Consider the following 20,259-nt stretch of genomic DNA (forward strand, 5'->3'; position numbering starts at 1 on the left):
TCCTATGACCTTTGTTTAGTGCAGGAAATTACTTTTATTTAATCATCTTTAAATTGATGATTTCCTGATCGGTCAAATACCGCCAATGACCTCTAGGTAAGTCCTTTTTCGTTAAACCTCCATAAACGACCCGGTCTAACTTTTGTACTTTATACCCCAAGGTCTCAAAAAGTCGTTCAACGATTTTTCCCCTAGAGCTGAATATCTCGATACCCACTTCCCTTTTTGGAGCATCATCGATAAAACTCACATCTTGAACCCGTACTACCTTTTCGTCAACCACAACACCTTCTTGGATTTTCTTAAGGTCAGCACTTCTTAATTCTTGTTCCAAGACCAGATGATAAATTTTACGCAACCCATTGATAGGGCTTTTTAAGGTTTTGGTCATTGTACCATCATTCGTAAATAGAAGTAAGCCGGTATGGTCTTTGTCTAATTTATCAACAGGTAATAATTTAGATTTCGATGCGCTCGAAATCAATCCAGAAACATGTCTTTTCCCTTTTTCATCGCGTATAGTAGTCACAAAATCTTTTGGTTTGTTGAGTAATACATACTCCTTTTTAACCGGATTCAACAACTGCCCATCAAACTTTACCTCATCGGTCAATTTCACCTTGTACCCCATTTCGGTAATGGGTTTACCGTTTACGGTTACATTTCCGGCAGCAATGTAGATATCGGCATCTCTACGTGAACAAACTCCAGAGTTGGCTACATATTTATTGAGCCGAATAGAATTTGGGTCAGAAGGTTTGCTTGGAACGGCATTCTTTTTTACAGGGGCATTACCACGGGCGTAGCTCTTCTTTTTGAAATTACCTCCCTGTTTTCCTGATGTTTTTTTTCCACTATTAGAATCGTCCCTACTCATAATTATACCAATTTTGCACAAAGGTAGGAAATTGCATTGCCGTCCAAACAGTTAAGAGCAATATATTATACAGGTTATAAAATCCTGTTCAGAACCAAATTCACATCAATCAATAAAATACTGAACACCCCTACCACAATAATAAGCTTTACTATATTATGTAACCACACGTAATCCTTTTTTGTTGTAGCTTTTAACAGAAGAAAAATAAATATCAACAAAAGAACATTACAAACCCCAAAATAGTAGTGCATGTACCCTACATCATATCTGAAAATAAGAAGTAAAGATGGTAAAAGAGACAACAGAATTAATCCTGTGATTATCGTTTTAGACAATCGGGTGCCATATATAATAGGTATTGTTCTATAATTTTGTGCCATATCTCCTGATAGATTCTCCAAATCCTTGATCATTTCACGGGATAGGATTAAAAGGAACAGGAACATAGCGTGCACAAAGATCACTGTTTCAAAATTGCGGTAATACACGAAGACCACAAAAAAAGGGGTAATCGCCAATGTTGCGGAAATGAAATTTCCTACAAGAGGAAGTCTTTTCAATTTATGCGAATACAGCCATATTCCAAAAATATAGGAGGAAAAGAAAAAAACCGCCCCAAAAGAAACATAGCTGGCCGCAATTACGGCTAGAAAATTGAGTACGAAATAGGTACTTAATTTAAAACGTTGGCTCACCAAACGATCCAACATGCTTTTCGTGGGTTTGTTGATCAAGTCCTTTTCAGCATCATAGAAATTATTGATGATGTAGCCTGCCGCGATAACCATAGCAGAAGCTATGACGATTACAAAAAGATTTACATCTAGCACGACTTTTCGTAAGGGTAGATCGGGTGCTAAAATATAAATAGATGCCATGTATTGGGCCAGCACTATAACAAGTATGTTATAGCCTCTAACCACTGAAAAAAGACTCAGTACTTTTAAAAGTAAGAGTTTGTTTTTTCTATTAAGCATTTATGAAATTTACTAAAAGTTGTATACTACTTCCAGTTTGTAATCTTTGAGTGCGGTTTTGGCTTTTTCAAAATCTTCGGTAAAGCCTAGAATATACCCCCCACCACCAGAGCCACATAGTTTTAAATAATAATCATTGGTGTCTATACCTTGCTTCCATAGCTCATGGAATTTTAAGGGAATCATGGGTTTGAAATTGTCCAAAACAACATGAGATAGTTGTTTTAAGTTCCCGAATAAAGACTTGATGTTACCGTTTACAAAATCTTCGACGCAAGCATCGGTATGTTTAATGAACTGGGTTTTGAGCATATTCCGGAATCCATCATTCTTCATCTGTTCCATGAAAATCTGAACCATTGGAGCCGTTTCCCCAACGGTACCGCTATCCAATAAGAACACCGCTCCTTTACCCTCGGTATTCTGAGAAGGGATACTGGTGGACTCTATGTTATCCTGAGAATTTATAAGAATGGGTAGGCTTAAATAACTGTTCAAAGGATCAAGACCAGATGATTTACCGTGAAAAAAAGATTCCATTTTACCAAAAATCGCTTTCAGCTTTAAAAGCTTTTCCCTAGTTAGGTTTTCTAACACCGTTATCTTGTCTTGGGCATATTTATCGTAGATGGCCGCCACCAATGCTCCGCTACTACCAACACCATACCCTTGAGGAATAGAACTATCAAAATACATTCCTTGGGCAATATCGGTTTTCAAAAGTTCCAAATCAAAGGACACCAAATTGGGTTCATTCGTTGTGATTTCTTCCAAATAATTCGCAAAGGCTTCTAAACTTTTATTGGACTTACGAGCTTCTTTTGTTGGATTTACCGCTTTTTTTAATGCTCCCTTATAAAAATTATAGGGAATTGAAAGTCCTTTGGAATCTTTAATGATACCATATTCTCCGAAGAGCAGAATTTTGGAATAAAATAACGGTCCTTTCATTTTAAAAAATCTCGGCAAATATCCGAATTACTTTTAAATATACTTAAAGATTACGATAAAGTTCAGGGTTTTTCTTCATTCGGTCTAACAAAACCGGTAAAACCCTCGTTTACTAACGGTTATCAAGAGACAAACGTATATTTTCAAATTATAATTTCTTTGCTCCCTGTCCAACTTGATCACAAATATACTGACCACTTTGACAAAAAGGTGCTAACCCCTCCTTAATGAACGTAAAGACCGTTTCCTTCTCATTTTCAGGATAAAGCACATGTACGTTCGCCCCGGCATCTAAGGTAAAACAAACATGCGTTTTTGATTGTGACCTAAACTTCCATATCCTATTTATGATTTCAAGGGTGTTGGGCTTCATCAAAATAAAATAAGGGTTGCTGGTCATCATCATTGCGTGCAAGGTGAGAGCCTCGCTTTCAACTATAGTAATAAAGGCATCTAAATCACCACTGGCAAAAATATCCTTTAGCCTTTTCAAGTTAGAATGCGCTTGCTCAAATCTACTTTTAGCATAGGGGTGATCGTGCATTAATTCATGACCTACGGTACTGCTAACTTGTTTCTCACCTTTGTCAACCAACAATATAGTATCTTGGTAGTTCTTGAAATTTTCATGGATTAAATATGGGTAGACGACCCCATAAAGGTTTGAACTATCTTCGATCGCCGTGCTTTCCCCCCATTGCATAATGGGTCCTTGATTACTTCTACACGCACTACCTGAGCCCAAACGAGACAAGAATGATACCTTTTTATTGAAATATTCTGGTGGCATCTCCTTCAAGAACGAACGCTCAATCTCCATAAAACACAAAGCTAAAGCCGACATGCCACTGGCTGAAGATGCGATTCCACTACTATGGGGAAATGTATTGGAGGTATTTATTACAAAATGATAATCCTTTAAAAAAGGCAGGTATTTCTCTACTCTTTGTAAAAAGGTGTTGATTTTCGGTTTGAAATCTTCTTTAGACCTTCCTTCAAACAAAAGTTCAAAAGAAAATTCTTTCCCCGGGGTTTCTAACTTTTTGTATTGAACAGATGTGGTGGTAGAACATTCATTCAAGGTAAAACTGATCGAAGGATTTGCTGGAATTTGATGCTCCAATTTCCCCCAATACTTAATCAATGCTATATTACTAGGGGAAGAATAGGTTACCACCCCTTCATTCTCCATTGCGGTATAGGAAGTAGGGATAAATTCTTTTTCGGTCATTGAATTCTCAATTTATGCAAAGATAGTTTTTAGGGCTGTCAATTAAAATAATTCCTTATTTTAGAGGCAAACACTCGTCCATTGAAAAGAAAACTGACCTATATCATCATTGGCATTGTTGTCTGTTCCATCATTGGTTTTCTAAGTAGTGTAGTCACCCAAAGTTCTGTAAATGATTGGTACGTAACTTTGAACAAACCAAGTTTTAATCCGCCCAATTGGGTTTTTGCACCCGTTTGGACCACTCTTTATATTTTAATGGGTATTTCTGTTGGTTGGGTCTGGGCAAAAGGCTTTCATCATAAATGGGTAAAAACCGGACTTTACCACTTTGGTTTTCAGCTGCTTTTGAATGGATTATGGAGCATCGTTTTTTTTGGACTACGGCAACCTTTTTGGGGACTCATGGTGATCTTAACCCTACTGGTAGTTCTAGTACTAACCATTAAATGGTTTAAAGTGGTCAGCAAAGTGGCAGCACTTCTATTATTACCGTATCTACTTTGGGTTTGTTTTGCAGCGTTTTTGAATTATAAAATTTGGGAATTGAACTGATTTTTAAAATGCTATCTAGCCATTTCTAACATTTTATTCATGGTTCTGTAATTTCGAGTGGATGCCATAACGTTCAACTTACGCTCAATCAAATTGTTATTCAATTTGGCTTTACCGTACCCTATATTACATTTAAGGTAAATACAATCTCCAACTACCTGAAAATCTTCATTAACAAAGGATTCATTTATTAACTTTTTTACTAATTCATCTTCAGGGATAGTTTTCAGTAAAACAAAGTAGATTTTATTATCAGAAAGCTCAGTTGGATCTTTAAAAGGATTCAACTTCCATATTTCAATTATGCGTTCAACTGTTTTAACGATTACAGGTACTTCGAAACCAAATTCTGTTTGAATTGCATGTGTCAACCTTTCTTCTAATTGGTAAGTTTCTTCAGGTGGACTTTTAAATACAATATTTCCACTTTGTATATAAGTTTTGACCTCCTGTAATCCTAAAGTTCCACATAAAGTGCGTAACACCTGCATAGGAACTTTCTTCTGCCCACTAACATTGATCCCTCTCAAAAATGCAACATAGGTCCGTAACTCCATCTTACTCTTGGTTTAAAGCCGAAACCACCCCTTGAGCAGCTAAGAATCCGCCGGTCCAAGCATTTTGGAAGTTGAAACCTCCGGTAATGGCATCCACATTAATAATTTCCCCTGCAAAATATACATTAGGCACTATTTTACTTTCGTAGGTCTTAAAATTGATTTCCTTAAGATCAACACCACCAGCGGTTACAAACTCTTCTTTAAAGGTACTTTTACCATTGACCTGAAAAACACCTCCTGTCAATTGCTCGGCTAGCACCGCTAATTGTGGTTTGGAAACTTCTGGCCAAGTAGTTTCATCGGTAATTTGTGAAGCTCGCACCAAGTTCACCCAAAGTCGTTTAGGAATATCGAGGATTTTGGTTCTCAGAATGGTTTTTTTTTCGACTTGCTTCACCTTCAAAAATAACTCTAATAGTCCGTTTTGATGGTATTCAGGCACCCAATTGACCTGGATTTTGAATTGATAATTCAAACGCTCCAAAGCACGTGCACCCCATGCCGATAACTTTAAAATTGCAGGACCGCTCATTCCCCAATGGGTGATTAACAGCGGTCCATCAGAAGAAAGTGCCGATACCTCAATTTTATCTTTTGCGGTACTCTTGCCAAACTTCTTGCTAGGCAAGACCCTAACTTCTGCATGTGTGGCCAACCCAGGAACGTTTGCAATACGTTCATCTTTTATATTGAACGTAAAAAGGGAAGGAACCGGCGAAATTATAGTATGCCCTAATCTCTCTAAAAGATTCCATATTTTCGGATTGCTTCCTGTAGCCAAAATCAATTTTTTAGCGCGCAGATAACCATCCCCTACTTGCGCCTTCCAAATAGCACATCCGTTTTCGTTCACTGATTCCAAATTGCTTACGGCACTTATTTTCTTGATTTGAACCCCTAATCTTTCCGCTTCCGAGACAAAACAATCTATAATTGTCTGCGAAGAATTACTGACCGGAAACATTCTACCGTCTTCCTCTATTTTTAAAGATATACCCCGCACCTCAAAAAAACCGATGGTATCGCCACTGGCATATTGATGAAACGGGCCTAAAAGTTCCTTTTCACCTCTGGGATAATTTGTGCTGAGTTCTTTAGGATTAAATTCAGCATGGGTAACATTACAGCGGCCACCACCAGATACTTTGACTTTCGTAAGCACTTCTTTACCGCGCTCCAAAATAGCGATCTTGGTATTCGGCCTGGCTTCTGCAATATGAATTGCCGCATAGAAACCTGCCGCTCCCCCACCTACTACCAGAACATCATACATTAGTTGACCCTTTCTGGATAGTTGGTGATGATTCCATCCACACCTATTTCCTTCATGTCACTAATATCTTCTGGCTCATTGACGGTCCATGTATAAATTTTCAATCCGGCATCTTTCAGCTGCGTGGCTATTTCGGCATCCAACTTTTTAAAGTAAGGATTGATAGCTACCGCATTCAGTTCCTTTGCCACAGGAATGGCATCTAGAGGATTTTCTTCGGTCAAAATAGCGATGGCCACATTTGGGTTAAGCTTACGCATTTCCCTAAGTTCATCCCATTTAAAACTGGAAATCAAAAAATTTTCTGGGGACCAATTTTTATCCTTGATATAATAGTTCATGATGAAATTTACACGGTCTGCTGTAGCGTCGCCTTTCAATTCTATATTTAAAGCAACTCTGTTATCAATCAATTTCAGCACATCTTGAAGCATGGGAATTTGATGACCTCCGTCAACAATCAATTTTTTTAAATCCAAAATATTGTACTCTTCGATTTTCCCAGGGCCATTCGTAAGCCTATCTACAGTGTCATCGTGAAAAACCACAATCTCACCACTCTTGATTTTAAAAACATCGATCTCTATCATATCGACACCTAGATCAATTGCTTTTTGAATAGATGCTAATGTGTTTTCTCTCTCATGGCCCATAGCCCCCCTATGCCCTATTACCAATGGTTCTTTCATATTGCAGGATATTACAGAGATACATACGTATATGAGTATAAAAATTCTTTTAAACATGGATTGGTTATTTTAATTCAAAAATAAAGGATTCTAACGGTTTTAAGTCTATTGGAATATGTCCCTCTCCTTTTTTAATTTTCAATATACCTGAAACACCGTACAAAACATCTTTTAAGGAATAAGAGCCTTTTTTCAAACCCCATTCATTGATCAGATCAACCGGTAGTTTTAAATCGAAAGAAAAATGATCATTTGTGTCAAAATTCACAACAACAATTAATTTTTGGTCCGGTGACCAACGCACATACGACAACACCCTATGGGTATAGTTTTCGGTAAGCTGCTTGTTATAAAAATGAATTTCTCGATAAGCCCCCATTAAAGCTTCACTAGTAATCGTAAAGTTTAATAGCCTTTTATAAAAGTCATGTAACGTAGTTTCGTTTTGTGTCAACTGTCCACCATCGAATTTTTTATCGTTCATCCAACGTTGATGATGCGGAACTCCGACATAATCGAATATGGATGTTCTTGACGGACTCCCAAAACCAGCATTTTCAGCGGCCGGCTCGCCAACTTCTTGCCCGAAATAAATCATGGTCGGCGACGTACTTATCGTGGCCGAAACCACCATAGCAGGCTTTGCAATTTCCGCTTCGCCCACAAATTCTGGACTGGCAATTCGTTGTTCATCGTGATTCTCCAAAAAGTGAAGCATATGGTGCTCGATATCCTGCAAACCATTTTGCACGACTGGAAGATGATCTGACCAGCCATACCCCTTCATAATATGCTTTAAACCATCATAAAAATCGACTTTATCATATAGGTAATCCATTTTGCCTTTGCGAATATAAGTTCTATACAAATCTGGATTATAGACTTCTGCCATAATAAAGGCATCTGGTTTTTTCATTTTGATGGACGAGTTCATAAAACTCCAAAATTCAACCGGAACCATTTCGGCCATATCGTAACGAAACCCATCCACACCCAATTTCAACCAGTAAAGAGCAACGTCCCTGAATTTTCTCCAGGAGCTAGGAACAACTTTCTTTTTCCAATAGTTAAAATGCTCTTTATAATCACGGTAACCAAAATCATTGGGAAGCATATCAAAATCTAATCCACCATCTGGCCGTACGCCGTAATTGATCCGAACCGTTTCGTACCAATCGTTCATATCGGGTTGCGGACTTCGGGATCCATTGCCCGTCCATTTGGCCGGCATCTCTACTAAGGTTGAATCAGGCAAATTTGGATTATCTCCACCTAATGGCACATAACCGTTTTTCCATTCCGGAACCTGAAATTCCGTCCCCGGGATGTAGTAAAAATTATTATCCTTTTTATATTCGACCGAAGTATCATCTCCAAAACCAAAATCGGTCACCCCTTTAGGATTCGTGGTACCCTCGTAATTTCTTGCTACATGGTTGGGAACTATATCAATAATCACCTTCATGTCGGCTTCATGGGTACGCTTAATCAATGCCTTGAACTCTTCCAATCTTTTAGCAGGGTCAATGGCCAAATCTGGATTTACATTATAATAATCCTTTACCGCATATGGCGAACCTGCCCTTCCCTTAACGACGTTAGGGTCATCGTTGGAAATACCAAACTTGGTATAATCTCGTATTACAGCATGATGAGGAACTCCTGTATACCAAATATGACTAACCCCTAATGCTTTGATTTCGGCAAGTGCCTTTATAGTAAAATCTGCAAACTTCCCAACTCCATTTTCTTCAATGGTACCCCATGGTTTATTCGTGGTATTGGTATTTCCAAAAAGCCTTGTAAAGACTTGATAAATAACAATCTTCCTTTTCATTGGTCCGCTTTCATTTTTGCAAGTTTAATAGGGAACTGATTTTGTCATTGCATAGCAACCCTTCAATCCCATGTATATTCTTAAACCGTTACTGGCTCATCTGGGAATAATTCTACTTTTGTACCATTAACTCGTATCGACACTTCTTTAGACCCAGATAATTTGAAGGTCACAGATTCAGCGCTGACTTTAACCTCTATAATACGGTGGCGGAAATTAACTTTAAACGAATACGTTTTCCATTGATCGGGTATTTTGGGTTTGAAGGATAATTTATCATCAATGATTCGCATTCCTCCAAAACCTTCAACGATACTCATCCAAGTACCGGCCATTGAGGTAATATGCAACCCTTCCTCCACTTCTTTATTATAATCATCTAAATCTAGCCTAGAAGTTCTGAGATAGAAATTATAGGCTTGATCCATTCGTCCTAGTTTTGCCGCCTGAATACTATGTACGCAAGGTGATAAAGAGGACTCATGTACCGTAAAAGGCTCATAAAAATCAAAGTGTTTCTCTAGTTCTTCGATTGTGAAATCTTCCTCAAAAAAGTAAAAGCCCTGTAAAACATCGGCTTGTTTTATATAGGGGGACCTAAGTATTCTATCCCAACTCCATTTTTGGTTTATAGGCCTATCGGTCTTAGGTAAATCGCTCACCTTCACCAAATCCTTATCCAAAAAACCGTCTTGTTGCAAAAAGACACCATATTTTTTAGAATAGGGAAAATACATATTGTCCGCAACCTTTTTCCATTGGTCACACTCCCTATCGGTAAGCTTGGTCTTGCCGATGATTCTATGATAATCTTCAGGGTATCCGCTCTTCACCTTACCCAACTGTGTTAAGGTATAATTGATGCACCATTTGGCCAAGTAATTGGTATACCAATTGTTTTGGACATTGTTTTCGTATTCATTAGGACCCGTAACTCCTAACATCACGTATTTCTCCTTATCCTCAGAAAAATTAACGCGTTGATGCCAAAATCTTGCGATACCTATAAGTACCTCAAGACCCATTTCAGGAATATAACTATAGTCACCCGTATATCTATAATAATTATGGATAGCGAAAGCAATGGCTCCATTTCTATGGATTTCCTCAAAGGTAATTTCCCACTCATTATGGCATTCTTCGCCGTTCATGGTAACCATAGGATACAGGGCAGCACCGTTAGAGAATCCCAGTTTTCTGGCATTGGCTATGGCCTTTTCTAAATGGTTATATCTATATTTAAGTAACTTTCGGGCGATCTTATCATCTTTTGTGGCCATGTAAAACGGGATACAATACGCCTCGGTATCCCAATAAGTACTACCACCGTACTTTTCACCCGTAAAACCTTTCGGACCAATATTCAAACGTGAATCTGTTCCTAAATAGGTCTGATTTAATTGAAATATATTGAACCGAATACCTTGTTGCGCCTTAATATCACCTTCTATAACGATATCGCTCATTTCCCAAATGGAAGCCCAAGCCTCCTTTTGTTTCTGAAGCAAACCATCAAATGATAATGTCTGGGCCTCGTCTAACGCATTATTGGCGGCCTGTACCAATGCATCTTCCGGGTGATTTCTCGAAACCGTGTACCCTCCAAATTTCGTTAAGGTGACCGATTCATCTGGCTTGACCTTCTGTAAGAATTTCAAGGAGACATAGGTTTCGGTCTTCGAACCGGCCTGACCTGAAACCAGATCACCATTATAATTTAATGAAGCCCGCATAAAGGTGCAGGTCTGAAAATTGGTTTTCATGGTGTGCGCTTCTATAAAAGCACGATTTCCTGTAACGTAACTGTTTGTAGTATTCCAGAATTTATCATCCCAATTACTGTCTTCATTAGTTATTCCACTATCTAAATAGGGCTCGAAAATGATTTCAGCTTCGGTTTTTAAAACTTTTATAGTATAGGATATGGCACCAATCTCATCGATATCCAAACTAAGAAAACGTTTGATTTCAACTTCAATTTCAACGTTATTTGAGGTGACTGCTTGAAAACTTCGAACATAAACGCCTTCTTTCATGTTCAGTTCACGTTTAAAATTGGACACCTTCTTACAGGTAGCCAAATCGAACTCCCCAGCATTTATGAAAATTTTTATTCCTATCCAATTAGGAGCGTTCAAAACCTTTGCAAAGTATTCTGGATAGCCATTTTTCCACCAACCCACTCGTGTTTTATCGGGATAATATACCCCCGCAATATAGCTACCTTGAAAGGTTTCACCCGTGTAGGTTTCCTCAAAATTCGCACGCTGGCCCATTGCGCCATTGCCGATGCTAAAGATACTTTCTGAGGATTTTACGTTTTCCTTATCAAAACCTTCTTCTAGAATGCTCCACTTATCCGCTTTTATATAATCCTGATTCATTGGTTAAAATTCGATTGATATCAAAAATAAATTAACTTTAAATAGATTAGGATACTTTTACCTAATATTAGGGCACCTACCTTTTAACAACAGGTTTAAAAAATCCTTGTTTATTTCAGTGAAATCTTTAAAGTTATAGTTAGCCTCTTTAAGAACATTGGGGTCACCTATACCAATACTGGTCATATTTGCAGAATTGGCCGCTTGAATACCAGCAACGGCATCTTCAAAAACGATACAACAACCAGGTGTTACTTCTAAATTCTTGGCCGCAATTAAAAAAACCTCTGGATCCGGCTTAGCTTTGGTCACACTATTACCATCTACAATACTATCAAAATAAGACAACAAATTCACTTTCTCTAAAATGGGTTTTGCATTTTTACTGGCAGAGCCCAGTGCAATAGGGACTTTTCTTTGTTGTAAAAATTCAAGGACCCTTGGCACATCTGGCAGGATTTCAGTAGCATCCATTTGATCGATATACGCTAAATAGTCTTCATTTTTTTCCACCATCCACCTGTCGAACTGTGCTTGTGTAGCTTCAATATTCCCTATATCCAATAAAATTTCCAAGCATCTCTTTCTACTAACGCCTTTAAAAAGTTCATTCTGCTCTTTTGTAAATTCAAATCCCAATTCATTAGCCAACTTTTTCCACGCTAAATAATGGTATTTGGCAGTATCGACGATGACTCCATCCAAATCAAAAATAAATCCAATTTTATCCATACTAACAAAAGTATCAATTGATTGTGGAACCGCGTTTAATTAATGTGGCTTTTACAATTTTAGTTTGAAAACTAGAATGCTTGTTCTTATTTTCAATCCTGTCAATAAGAAGTTTTGCTGCTTTCTTACCCATTTCATCGCCATGTTGTGCTACCGTTGTTAACCTTGGGTTTGAAAAGCGTGATAAATTACCGTCAGTAAAACCTATAATTGAAATATCATTCGGAACATCTAAACTTAAGTTTTGAATTACGTTCATACATTGTATCGCAAATATTTCATTTACGCATAACACAGCATCGACCTCATGGTTCTCAAAAAACTTTAAAATAGCCGATTGATTTTCAGTATTATACGGCAGCGTCAAAATAAGGTTAAGGTCGATTTCGATTTGGTTCGATTTTAGAGCCTCCAGAAAACCTTGCCTTCTACTTTCACTTACGTTAAAATAGGTTTCAGTAGTAACCAAAGCAATCTTTTTGGCACCGGCCCTAATGAAATGCTCAGTTGCTTCATAGGCTATAGCCTTGTCATTTATAACGACCTTATCACAGTCTATTTCGTCCGTAACCCTATCGAACAGCACAAATGGAATTTCTTGACTCGACAATTCCTTTAAATGATGGAAGTCGTTCTTCAGTTGTGTCTCTGCACTTAAAGAAAGTATAAATCCATCGATACTTCCATTAGCCAACATTTCCATATTCACTACTTCCTTGTCGAAGGATTCATCGGAAATACAAACTATCACGTTATACCCCCTCTTATTAGCATATTTCTCGATACCCCTAAAAACGGTTGTAAAAAAATGATGGACAATGTCTGGAATAATAACCCCGATATTCTTTGTCCTTTTATTCTTTAGACTAAGAGCAATGTTATTGGGCCTATAGTTATAAAACTTAGCGAAAGCCTGAATTCTATCTTTAGTGTCTTTCCCAATTTCATCACTATTTTTTAATGCTTTTGATACCGTTGAAATGGAGACCCCCAATTCATCCGATATATTCTTTAAGGTCATTTTTGGTTTCAAGAGAATGCGGTTTTAAACTACTCTTAACATTGAGTGTCAAAATAAGGATATTTCACCTAATTAGCTATTTTCTAGAAATTACACTTTAACAATGTTAACCATACTCCTTAAAGTTAAGGATATGTTAATCACAAAAATACTATATTTGATGATTAATTGCAGATTCTTAATTTTAATAGAGTTAAATTATAGATTCTAAAAGTGAAAAACATTTCTTTTGGAATATTGACAATAGATAAAGTTATTAACACGAAAACGTTTTCGCTTTAAATTCAACCATTATAAAAAGAAGCTTATATAGTATTTACATATTTTTAACAATTGAAATCATTCAACTCAACTTTAAATTAACATTTTTATGAAGATTACTCTAATCAAAAGCTTGACGCTATTGGGGGCATTAATCTCCCTTGGCATTGCTCAGGCACAAGAAGTATCTGGAAAAGTTTCAGATGGAAGTGGCCCCCTCCCAGGCGCTAGCGTCCTTGAAAAAGGGACTACCAATGGAACACAAACCGATTTTGATGGAAACTACACCCTAGATGTAGAACAAGGTGCTGTTTTGGTATTCAGTTATATCGGTTATAAAACACAAGAAGTGGCGGTTAATGGAAGATCATCGATTAACGTAACTTTAGAAGAAGATGCTCAAGCCTTGGAAGAAGTCGTAATCATTGGTTATGGGACCACAACCGTAAAAGATGCGACTGGTTCGGTCTCCTCTGTTTCTTCAGAGGATTTTAACGGAGGCATCATAGCATCACCAGAACAGCTAATTCAAGGTAAAACAGCAGGTGTTCAGATTTCACAGTCAAGTGGTGAACCAGGTGCAGGTATCGCCTTGAGAATTAGAGGTACGGGTTCTGTACGAGGCAACAATAGTCCTTTATTTGTTATTGATGGTGTTCCAGTTTCCAACGAAAGCGTTTCGGCCTCTGGTGCCGATATTGGTGTGGGCTCAAGTGGTTCTAAAAACCCGTTAAACTTTTTAAACCCAAATGACATTGAAAGTATGAGTATCCTTAAAGATGCTTCCGCAACTGCAATATATGGTTCAAGAGGGGCCAACGGAGTCGTGGTAATCACCACGAAGTCGGGTAAAGGCGGTGGGTCACAAGGTCAATGGGGCTTTTCAACAAATTTAAACATTGCGAAGGTTGCAAACCCCTATGATTTATTATCTACCGAAGAATTTGTAGAAAGAGGTGGCGCAAATCTTAATGGTAAAACAGACTGGCAAAGTTTTTTATTCAGAACATCCGCTTCCACAGATAATAATCTTTCCTATTCCCAAAACTATGGAAAAGGAAACGTTAGGGCCACCTTCGGTTATTCAAAACAGTTCGGTATCATTGAAAATACCGACTTAGAGCGTATTACCGGAAGAATTAATGTAAACCACCGCTTTTTTGACGATAAGCTAAAGGTAGGTCTTCAAACAACAATTTCTAGAATCAATGATAGAGCACCTTATATTAGTAGAACAGCAGGGAGTACAGGAGATTTGCTGGCTGCCACTTATTACTCCAACCCTACACGAAATGCAGATCCAAATTCGAATGCAGCACCTGATTTAAATCCTGCGAATTTGTTGGCTTATTACGATGATAATACGAATACAGATCGATTTTTAGGAAATCTATCCTTAGACTATTCCTTGACGGACGAGCTTTCTGTGAAACTTAACTTAGGACTGGATACCTCCACTTCCGGTAGAAGTCAAGTCGTAGGCCCTCAAATTCTTGGAATCACCAATGGTGCAATAGACAATGGTAGGGCTGCTGTAAGTAATTTGGATACCGACAACAAACTAATGGAGATAACCGTAAACTATGATACGGAGTTTGAAAACTCTAAATTGGATGCTTTAGTGGGATATTCCTATCAGGATTTTAACAGAAAAGGACAGAATATTTTAGGCCAAGGATATGCTTCATCCGACCTCAATCAAATTGTCGCTACTACAAGGGATACCTATGATGCAACAAAAAATCTAGCAACTAATTATCAGGCTTACGGTATAGGAACTTTTCAAAATTTCCCAGATGCTGGTGACCAATTTAGAATTTTAGGCTTGTTTCCTAACGTTAACGAAAGGGTAGGGAATTTACCAAACATTCCAATCGATGCATTTTCAGTGGATACGTTTGATTACACCGATGAGTTACAATCTTTTTTTGGTAGAATAAATTATTCCTTGAACGATAAATATTTATTTACCGGTACGGTAAGAGCTGATGGTTCTTCACGATTTGGTGGCAATAACCAATATGGTATTTTTCCCTCGGCAGCTCTAGCCTGGAAATTGAATCAAGAAGATTTCATTAATGAAGAAACATTTTCTACGCTTAAACTAAGATTAAGCTATGGTATTACGGGTAACCAAGACGGTCTTGGTTATGGTCAATACGTAAATCGAACAAGATGGAATGCCCTTGGAATACAATCTAGTTCACAGCTGACAGCTCCTGCTACATCTGAGATTGCATTTGCGAACCCAGATTTAAAATGGGAATCAACTACACAATATGGACTGGGACTGGACTTTGGCTTTAACAATGATCGTTTTACGGGTAGTGTCGACCTTTATAGAAAAGAGACTACAGACATTCTTTTAAACCTGCCTGCAGTACAACCGGCAACAACTCCTTTTGTATTTCAAAACATTGACGGTACGATTGTAAATCAAGGTATAGAACTCGGACTGGATTACGATATTGTTCTTACAGAGGATTTTGACTGGAACGCTAATTTTAACATTTCATACAACCAAAACGAGCTAACAGATTACAATGGCCCCAATTTACAAGCCGGTAATTTGTATGGCCAAGGTCTTACGGGAACCACCTCTCAAATCTTGACCAATGGGAAACCTTTATACACCTATAACCTACGTCTAGTTGATGATAATTACAACGTGGAGACAGACCCAACCATTCTAGATAAATCTGGGCTACCAAAAGTTGTTTCCGGACTTTCCACTAGTGCTAGATATAGAAACTGGGATGCTTCATTATTCTTTTCAGGGCAATTTGGTTTCTACGTATATAACAATACGGCAAATGCATTATTCGCCGCACCACAGATTGGTAGTAGAAACAATCTAAAAGAAGTTGTAGACAATGGCATTACTTTATCCGCCTCCAATCCCAGCACTTACTTTTTAGAAAAAGGAGATTTTGTGAGGCTGCAAACAGCATCGATTTCTTATAACGTTCCACTTAGTGGAGAAGGTACGTTCAAAACTTTCCGATTAAGCGCTGTTGGTCAGAATTTATTCTTACTTACAGATTATAGTGGCATCGATCCAGAGGTTAGTACTTCTAATATCCCCGCAAACGGATTACCTTCTGCCTCGATCGATTATCTTTCTTACCCAAGACCAAGAACGTTCAGTCTTGGAATTAACGTTACTTTTTAAAAAAATAATTATGAAAAAAATAGTAAACTTATTATATCTCACAATTCCTGCGACGCTTCTTTTTTCGTGCACGGATTTAGAGATCGAACCCACAGATTCCCTAATTACCGATGGTTTTGCCGGTGTAGCAAACATTCAGGGTGAAGTTGAGAATATTTCGAATATAATCGCCGGAGGAGATTTAGGTAACGCAGATGGTCTGTATGCCTTGAATGAAGTATCCACAGATGAATACATTGTACCTACCAGAGGATCGGATTGGGGAGATAATGGTCGATGGTTGTCCATTCACAGACATACTTGGAATGCAGAATTACAGGATATACGTAATTCTTGGCAGAGACTCAATAGTGTAACCATTAATGCTACCCGTATAATCAATCCTCAAAGCGTCAATACTTCCGAGGGTGATGTTACCCAACTAAAGGCAGAAGCACGATTCTATAGGGCATGGGCGATGAGTTGGATTCTAGATATGTGGAGGCAAGTTCCCTATAGAGATGTTAATGCGCCTAATAGTTCAATACCTGTTGCCCTTAAAGGACAAGTTGCCATAGACAGCATTGTAGCTGATCTTAATATTGCAATTCAAGACTTGCCAGAGGTAACCGCTGGTGATGCTATAGGCTTGAAATCATCTCCAACAAAGGCAGCTGCACAGCATTTATTGGCGAAGGTTTACCTCAATAAACACGTATATCTTGGAACATCTCCAGACAATGCAGACATGCAGGCAGTTATCGATGCGGTCGATGAAATCGAGGCTGATGGATATCAATTGGCTGCTTCTGGTGACTTCTTCGACATATTTAGACCTAGCAATGATGTTGAGACTATTTGGTGGTCTCCAGCAGAAACACAATCTAGATTCTGGAATACGTTACACTATAGCTTAAATACCCCTGACCAACAAGGGGGTGGTTGGAATGGTTTTGCCACACTTTCAGAATTTTATCAATCTTTTGAAGGAGATCCGGACACAAATTATGCTGGAGATGGCCAAGAGGAGCGTAGAGGATTTGTACCAGACCCAACAACCGTCAACGATCAAAATTTAGGCATTGGTTACGGCTTTTTAATAGGTCAACAGTATGACGAAGATGGCACGCCATTAAATGCCAGGGCGAACGTAGGTAGTGTCCCATTGGTTTTTACCAAAGAAGTTGAAAAAGCAGAATACACCTCCCCTGCTGATAATGCACTTTTAGAAACTGCGGGCACACGTCTTTTAAAGTACCATCCAAATGAAGAAGGCGGTATAACCAGAAGACACACTGTTCGTTATAGATACGCAGACGACTATTTAATGAAGGCTGAGGCCATGTTCAGAATGGGTACTGATGTTACTGATATAATCAATAATCTTAGAAGCATTCGCGGAGCATCTGATCTTGCCTCTGTCGGTGAAGCAGAATTATTGGCGGAACGTGGGAGAGAAATGTATGCTGAAGTTGCAAGAAGACAAGATTTAATCCGCTTTGGACAGTTTTTAAGAGCCTGGAATCTTAAGGAAGCCGGAGACGAGCATTTAAAAATATTCCCTATTCCTATTGCTGATGTATTAGCTAATCCAAATTTGGAGCAAAATCCAGGATATTAATTATTAGAAGCTAGCTCTTTTTTCAAATTTCCAAACAAAGGCCTCTTAATATTAAGAGGCCTTTGTTTTATACCCAAACTTTCAAACCCACTTTGTTCATAAATACTTTGAATCAATAATCCTAAAAAAGATACATACTGAATCACTGACTTGGTAGCACCATTATAAATTCAGGATTCAACCTCTTTAATTTAGATTATAATTGCAACGATTTGAGTTTTACCGATAATACAGGACAAATGAGCGGTAGACTAGAGTTTAAGCCTGTACTTTAAAATTATAATGATAGTCTTCGGCCTCTATTCATTATAGCAGTAACCGTTTCAGAAGAAATCCTAAACCAGTGAAGTCCCTTAAAGGAAAAGAAAATAGAATTTACGATTCCATTTTCTTTTTTGCCTTAAAATCCGTCCCCCTCCCTATATACGAAGGCATTTTCTCTCTATTTGGCAAAATAAATATAAATCACAATAACAATACAACAAATACCGATACCTACTTGATTCACATATTTATAGGGCGTTATTGAAACTTGATCGGTGTACTCTAAAACAAAAGGTTCCTTGCGAGGTTTAAGAGCTCCTATGATAAGCATTATTATAATATTGGCTACAAATAAGATTGCCATAATATGTAAGTAATGTGGATAGGCTTCGGCCTCGACCAACCTCAATAGCCGCGGATCAGTAATACCAGAAGCTTGGGCTTCGGCCATGGCTTTGTCTACGAACATTTCTTTAAGAAAGAACTGACTGATGATATATAATAGGGAACCAGAAAGAATTCCAATCTTGGCCGCAATAGCTGGAACCCTTTTAGTAAGATACCCAACCACAATAATTGTGAAAATAGGGATGCTGTAGATACCATTTATTTCTTGTAGATAGTTGAACAAACTACCTGCATTTGCAATCAAAGGAGCTATGAACATGGCAGCTAAAGCCAAGCAAATTCCAAATATTTTCCCATATTTTACAACTGTAGTTTCAGAAGCATCCTTGTTAATATGTTGCTTATAAACATCAATACCAAAAAGTGTTACAGAACTATTTAGGACACTATTAAAAGAGCTTAAAATAGCACCAAAAAGTACTGCCGCAAAGAATCCTACCAAAGGTTTTGGCAATACGGCACGTACCAATTCTGGATAAGCCAAATCGCTAGTGTCCAAATTACCGTCAAAGTAGTGATAGGCAATCATACCGGGCAACACGAGTATCAATGGCCCTAAAATCTTTAAAAAAGAAGCTAACAGCAATCCTTTTTGACCTTCCGCTAAATTCTTAGCACCCAATGCCCTTTGTATAATTTGCTGGTTTGTACCCCAATAAAATAGTTGAACCAGCATCATACCGGTGAATATTGTTGAAAACGGAACCTCTTGACCGGCGTTACCCGTTGAATCAAAGCGTTCAGGATTCGCATTAACAAGATTCTCCAATCCTGAAAACACACTTCCGTCCCCAATTGCCATTAAACCAAAAATAGGAATCAACAATCCACCTATCAATAAGCCTATTGCATTGATAGAATCTGAAACGGCAACCGCTTTCAAACCGCCAAAAACAGCATAAATGGACCCGATAATCCCGATACCCCAAATGCAGATGACCAAGGCCGTATTATCCGAAACGTTTAACAAAGCAGGAACATCGAACATTCCACTGATCGCAACTGAACCCGAATATAAAATAACCGGAAGTAGTACCACCACATAACCCGTTAAGAACAAGCCCGAGGTTAGGGTTTTTGTAGCTACATCAAAACGCGTAGCTAAAAATTGAGGTACTGTAGTTAAACCTCCCTTTAAATATCTTGGCAAAAGAAATATTGCGGCCACAACAATCGCAATTGCCGCCAAGGTTTCCCACGCCATTACAGATAGACCGTCAGTATATGCACTTCCATTCAAACCTACAATTTGCTCTGTAGATAAATTGGTAAGTAATAGAGATCCTGCAATTACACCCGCCGTCAAACTTCTCCCTCCAAGAAAATAGCCATCAGAGGTCTTTTCATCGGTACTTCTGGTGGCATAATAAGATATAACTGCTACTAAAATGGTAAATCCTAAAAAAGATAATATCCCTATCATTTGGTATATGGTTTGCTATTTAGTGTAGGCTAAATATATTG

The 20,259-nt window shown here is 38.1% G+C and carries 15 protein-coding genes; 3 read left to right on the forward strand and 12 right to left on the reverse strand.

Annotation, left to right across the window (positions count from 1 at the left end):
- Nucleotides 1-34: 34 nt before the first annotated feature.
- The 4 genes from ACNR9Q_RS01155 to ACNR9Q_RS01170 all read right to left on the reverse strand — a co-directional run bounded on the left by ACNR9Q_RS01155 (nucleotide 35) and on the right by ACNR9Q_RS01170 (nucleotide 4,039).
- Nucleotides 35-877: a pseudouridine synthase gene (locus ACNR9Q_RS01155; protein ID WP_419212745.1), complete on the reverse strand. Its 843-nt coding sequence runs from the start codon at nucleotides 875-877 to the stop codon at nucleotides 35-37.
- Between the two features lie 74 nt (nucleotides 878-951).
- The gene (locus ACNR9Q_RS01160) at nucleotides 952-1,857 is read right to left on the reverse strand and encodes a geranylgeranylglycerol-phosphate geranylgeranyltransferase (RefSeq protein ID WP_419212746.1); all 906 of its coding nucleotides are present in this window, start codon (nucleotides 1,855-1,857) and stop codon (nucleotides 952-954) included.
- Between the two features lie 12 nt (nucleotides 1,858-1,869).
- Nucleotides 1,870-2,808, reverse strand: a complete 939-nt coding sequence (locus ACNR9Q_RS01165; RefSeq protein ID WP_419212747.1) for a mevalonate kinase — start codon at nucleotides 2,806-2,808, stop codon at nucleotides 1,870-1,872.
- 148 nt (nucleotides 2,809-2,956) lie between these two features.
- Complete coding sequence (locus ACNR9Q_RS01170) at nucleotides 2,957-4,039, reverse strand: diphosphomevalonate/mevalonate 3,5-bisphosphate decarboxylase family protein (RefSeq protein WP_419212748.1); 1,083 nt, start codon at nucleotides 4,037-4,039, stop codon at nucleotides 2,957-2,959.
- 81 nt (nucleotides 4,040-4,120) lie between these two features.
- Here ACNR9Q_RS01170 and ACNR9Q_RS01175 point away from each other — a divergent pair, with 81 nt between their 5' ends.
- On the forward strand, nucleotides 4,121-4,594 hold the full coding sequence (locus ACNR9Q_RS01175; RefSeq protein ID WP_419212749.1) for a TspO/MBR family protein: 474 nt from the start codon (nucleotides 4,121-4,123) through the stop codon (nucleotides 4,592-4,594).
- 11 nt (nucleotides 4,595-4,605) lie between these two features.
- Here ACNR9Q_RS01175 and ACNR9Q_RS01180 read toward each other — a convergent pair whose 3' ends face one another.
- The 7 genes from ACNR9Q_RS01180 to ACNR9Q_RS01210 all read right to left on the reverse strand — a co-directional run bounded on the left by ACNR9Q_RS01180 (nucleotide 4,606) and on the right by ACNR9Q_RS01210 (nucleotide 13,102).
- On the reverse strand, nucleotides 4,606-5,151 hold the full coding sequence (locus ACNR9Q_RS01180) for a DUF1697 domain-containing protein (RefSeq protein ID WP_419212750.1): 546 nt from the start codon (nucleotides 5,149-5,151) through the stop codon (nucleotides 4,606-4,608).
- Between the two features lies 1 nt (nucleotide 5,152).
- The gene (locus tag ACNR9Q_RS01185; RefSeq protein ID WP_419212751.1) at nucleotides 5,153-6,427 is read right to left on the reverse strand and encodes an NAD(P)/FAD-dependent oxidoreductase; all 1,275 of its coding nucleotides are present in this window, start codon (nucleotides 6,425-6,427) and stop codon (nucleotides 5,153-5,155) included.
- Nucleotides 6,427-7,116 (reverse strand): glycerophosphodiester phosphodiesterase, encoded by a 690-nt coding sequence (locus tag ACNR9Q_RS01190; RefSeq protein WP_419212752.1) that lies wholly within the window; start codon nucleotides 7,114-7,116, stop codon nucleotides 6,427-6,429. Before ACNR9Q_RS01190 ends, ACNR9Q_RS01185 begins: the two co-directional genes overlap by 1 nt.
- Nucleotides 7,117-7,180: 64 nt before the next feature.
- Entirely contained in the window at nucleotides 7,181-8,953 is a 1,773-nt protein-coding gene (locus ACNR9Q_RS01195; protein WP_419212753.1) for an alpha-amylase family glycosyl hydrolase, read from the reverse strand.
- 80 nt (nucleotides 8,954-9,033) lie between these two features.
- Complete coding sequence (locus ACNR9Q_RS01200; protein ID WP_419212754.1) at nucleotides 9,034-11,337, reverse strand: glycoside hydrolase family 65 protein; 2,304 nt, start codon at nucleotides 11,335-11,337, stop codon at nucleotides 9,034-9,036.
- 57 nt (nucleotides 11,338-11,394) lie between these two features.
- Nucleotides 11,395-12,069 carry a beta-phosphoglucomutase gene (gene pgmB, locus ACNR9Q_RS01205; RefSeq protein WP_419212755.1) on the reverse strand — a complete coding sequence of 225 codons (675 nt, stop codon included), beginning with the start codon at nucleotides 12,067-12,069 and terminating at the stop codon, nucleotides 11,395-11,397.
- A gap of 13 nt (nucleotides 12,070-12,082) precedes the next feature.
- Complete coding sequence (locus ACNR9Q_RS01210) at nucleotides 12,083-13,102, reverse strand: LacI family DNA-binding transcriptional regulator (RefSeq protein ID WP_419212756.1); 1,020 nt, start codon at nucleotides 13,100-13,102, stop codon at nucleotides 12,083-12,085.
- Between the two features lie 358 nt (nucleotides 13,103-13,460).
- Here ACNR9Q_RS01210 and ACNR9Q_RS01215 point away from each other — a divergent pair, with 358 nt between their 5' ends.
- Both ACNR9Q_RS01215 and ACNR9Q_RS01220 read left to right on the forward strand, forming a co-directional pair.
- Nucleotides 13,461-16,523, forward strand: a complete 3,063-nt coding sequence (locus ACNR9Q_RS01215) for a SusC/RagA family TonB-linked outer membrane protein (protein WP_419212757.1) — start codon at nucleotides 13,461-13,463, stop codon at nucleotides 16,521-16,523.
- Nucleotides 16,524-16,533: 10 nt separating this feature from the next.
- Nucleotides 16,534-18,123, forward strand: coding sequence for a RagB/SusD family nutrient uptake outer membrane protein (locus tag ACNR9Q_RS01220; protein WP_419212758.1), 1,590 nt, complete (start codon nucleotides 16,534-16,536; stop codon nucleotides 18,121-18,123).
- A 442-nt stretch (nucleotides 18,124-18,565) separates the two neighbouring features.
- Here ACNR9Q_RS01220 and ACNR9Q_RS01225 read toward each other — a convergent pair whose 3' ends face one another.
- The gene (locus tag ACNR9Q_RS01225) at nucleotides 18,566-20,218 is read right to left on the reverse strand and encodes a solute:sodium symporter family transporter (RefSeq protein WP_419212759.1); all 1,653 of its coding nucleotides are present in this window, start codon (nucleotides 20,216-20,218) and stop codon (nucleotides 18,566-18,568) included.
- Nucleotides 20,219-20,259: the final 41 nt, after the last annotated feature.

It is taken from the genome of Maribacter sp. X9, assembly GCF_048537565.1.
In the GTDB taxonomy this organism is placed as follows: domain Bacteria; phylum Bacteroidota; class Bacteroidia; order Flavobacteriales; family Flavobacteriaceae; genus Maribacter.

Coding starts and splice junctions, on each gene's coding strand:
- ACNR9Q_RS01155 (WP_419212745.1), bottom strand. CDS start 877: ATGAGTAGGGACGATTCTAATAGTGGAAAAAAAACATCAGGAAAACAG.
- ACNR9Q_RS01160 (WP_419212746.1), bottom strand. CDS start 1,857: ATGCTTAATAGAAAAAACAAACTCTTACTTTTAAAAGTACTGAGTCTT.
- ACNR9Q_RS01165 (WP_419212747.1), bottom strand. CDS start 2,808: ATGAAAGGACCGTTATTTTATTCCAAAATTCTGCTCTTCGGAGAATAT.
- ACNR9Q_RS01170 (WP_419212748.1), bottom strand. CDS start 4,039: ATGACCGAAAAAGAATTTATCCCTACTTCCTATACCGCAATGGAGAAT.
- ACNR9Q_RS01180 (WP_419212750.1), bottom strand. CDS start 5,151: ATGGAGTTACGGACCTATGTTGCATTTTTGAGAGGGATCAATGTTAGT.
- ACNR9Q_RS01185 (WP_419212751.1), bottom strand. CDS start 6,427: ATGTATGATGTTCTGGTAGTAGGTGGGGGAGCGGCAGGTTTCTATGCG.
- ACNR9Q_RS01190 (WP_419212752.1), bottom strand. CDS start 7,116: ATGAAAGAACCATTGGTAATAGGGCATAGGGGGGCTATGGGCCATGAG.
- ACNR9Q_RS01195 (WP_419212753.1), bottom strand. CDS start 8,953: ATGAAAAGGAAGATTGTTATTTATCAAGTCTTTACAAGGCTTTTTGGA.
- ACNR9Q_RS01200 (WP_419212754.1), bottom strand. CDS start 11,337: ATGAATCAGGATTATATAAAAGCGGATAAGTGGAGCATTCTAGAAGAA.
- pgmB (WP_419212755.1), bottom strand. CDS start 12,069: ATGGATAAAATTGGATTTATTTTTGATTTGGATGGAGTCATCGTCGAT.
- ACNR9Q_RS01215 (WP_419212757.1), top strand. CDS start 13,461: ATGAAGATTACTCTAATCAAAAGCTTGACGCTATTGGGGGCATTAATC.
- ACNR9Q_RS01220 (WP_419212758.1), top strand. CDS start 16,534: ATGAAAAAAATAGTAAACTTATTATATCTCACAATTCCTGCGACGCTT.
- ACNR9Q_RS01225 (WP_419212759.1), bottom strand. CDS start 20,218: ATGATAGGGATATTATCTTTTTTAGGATTTACCATTTTAGTAGCAGTT.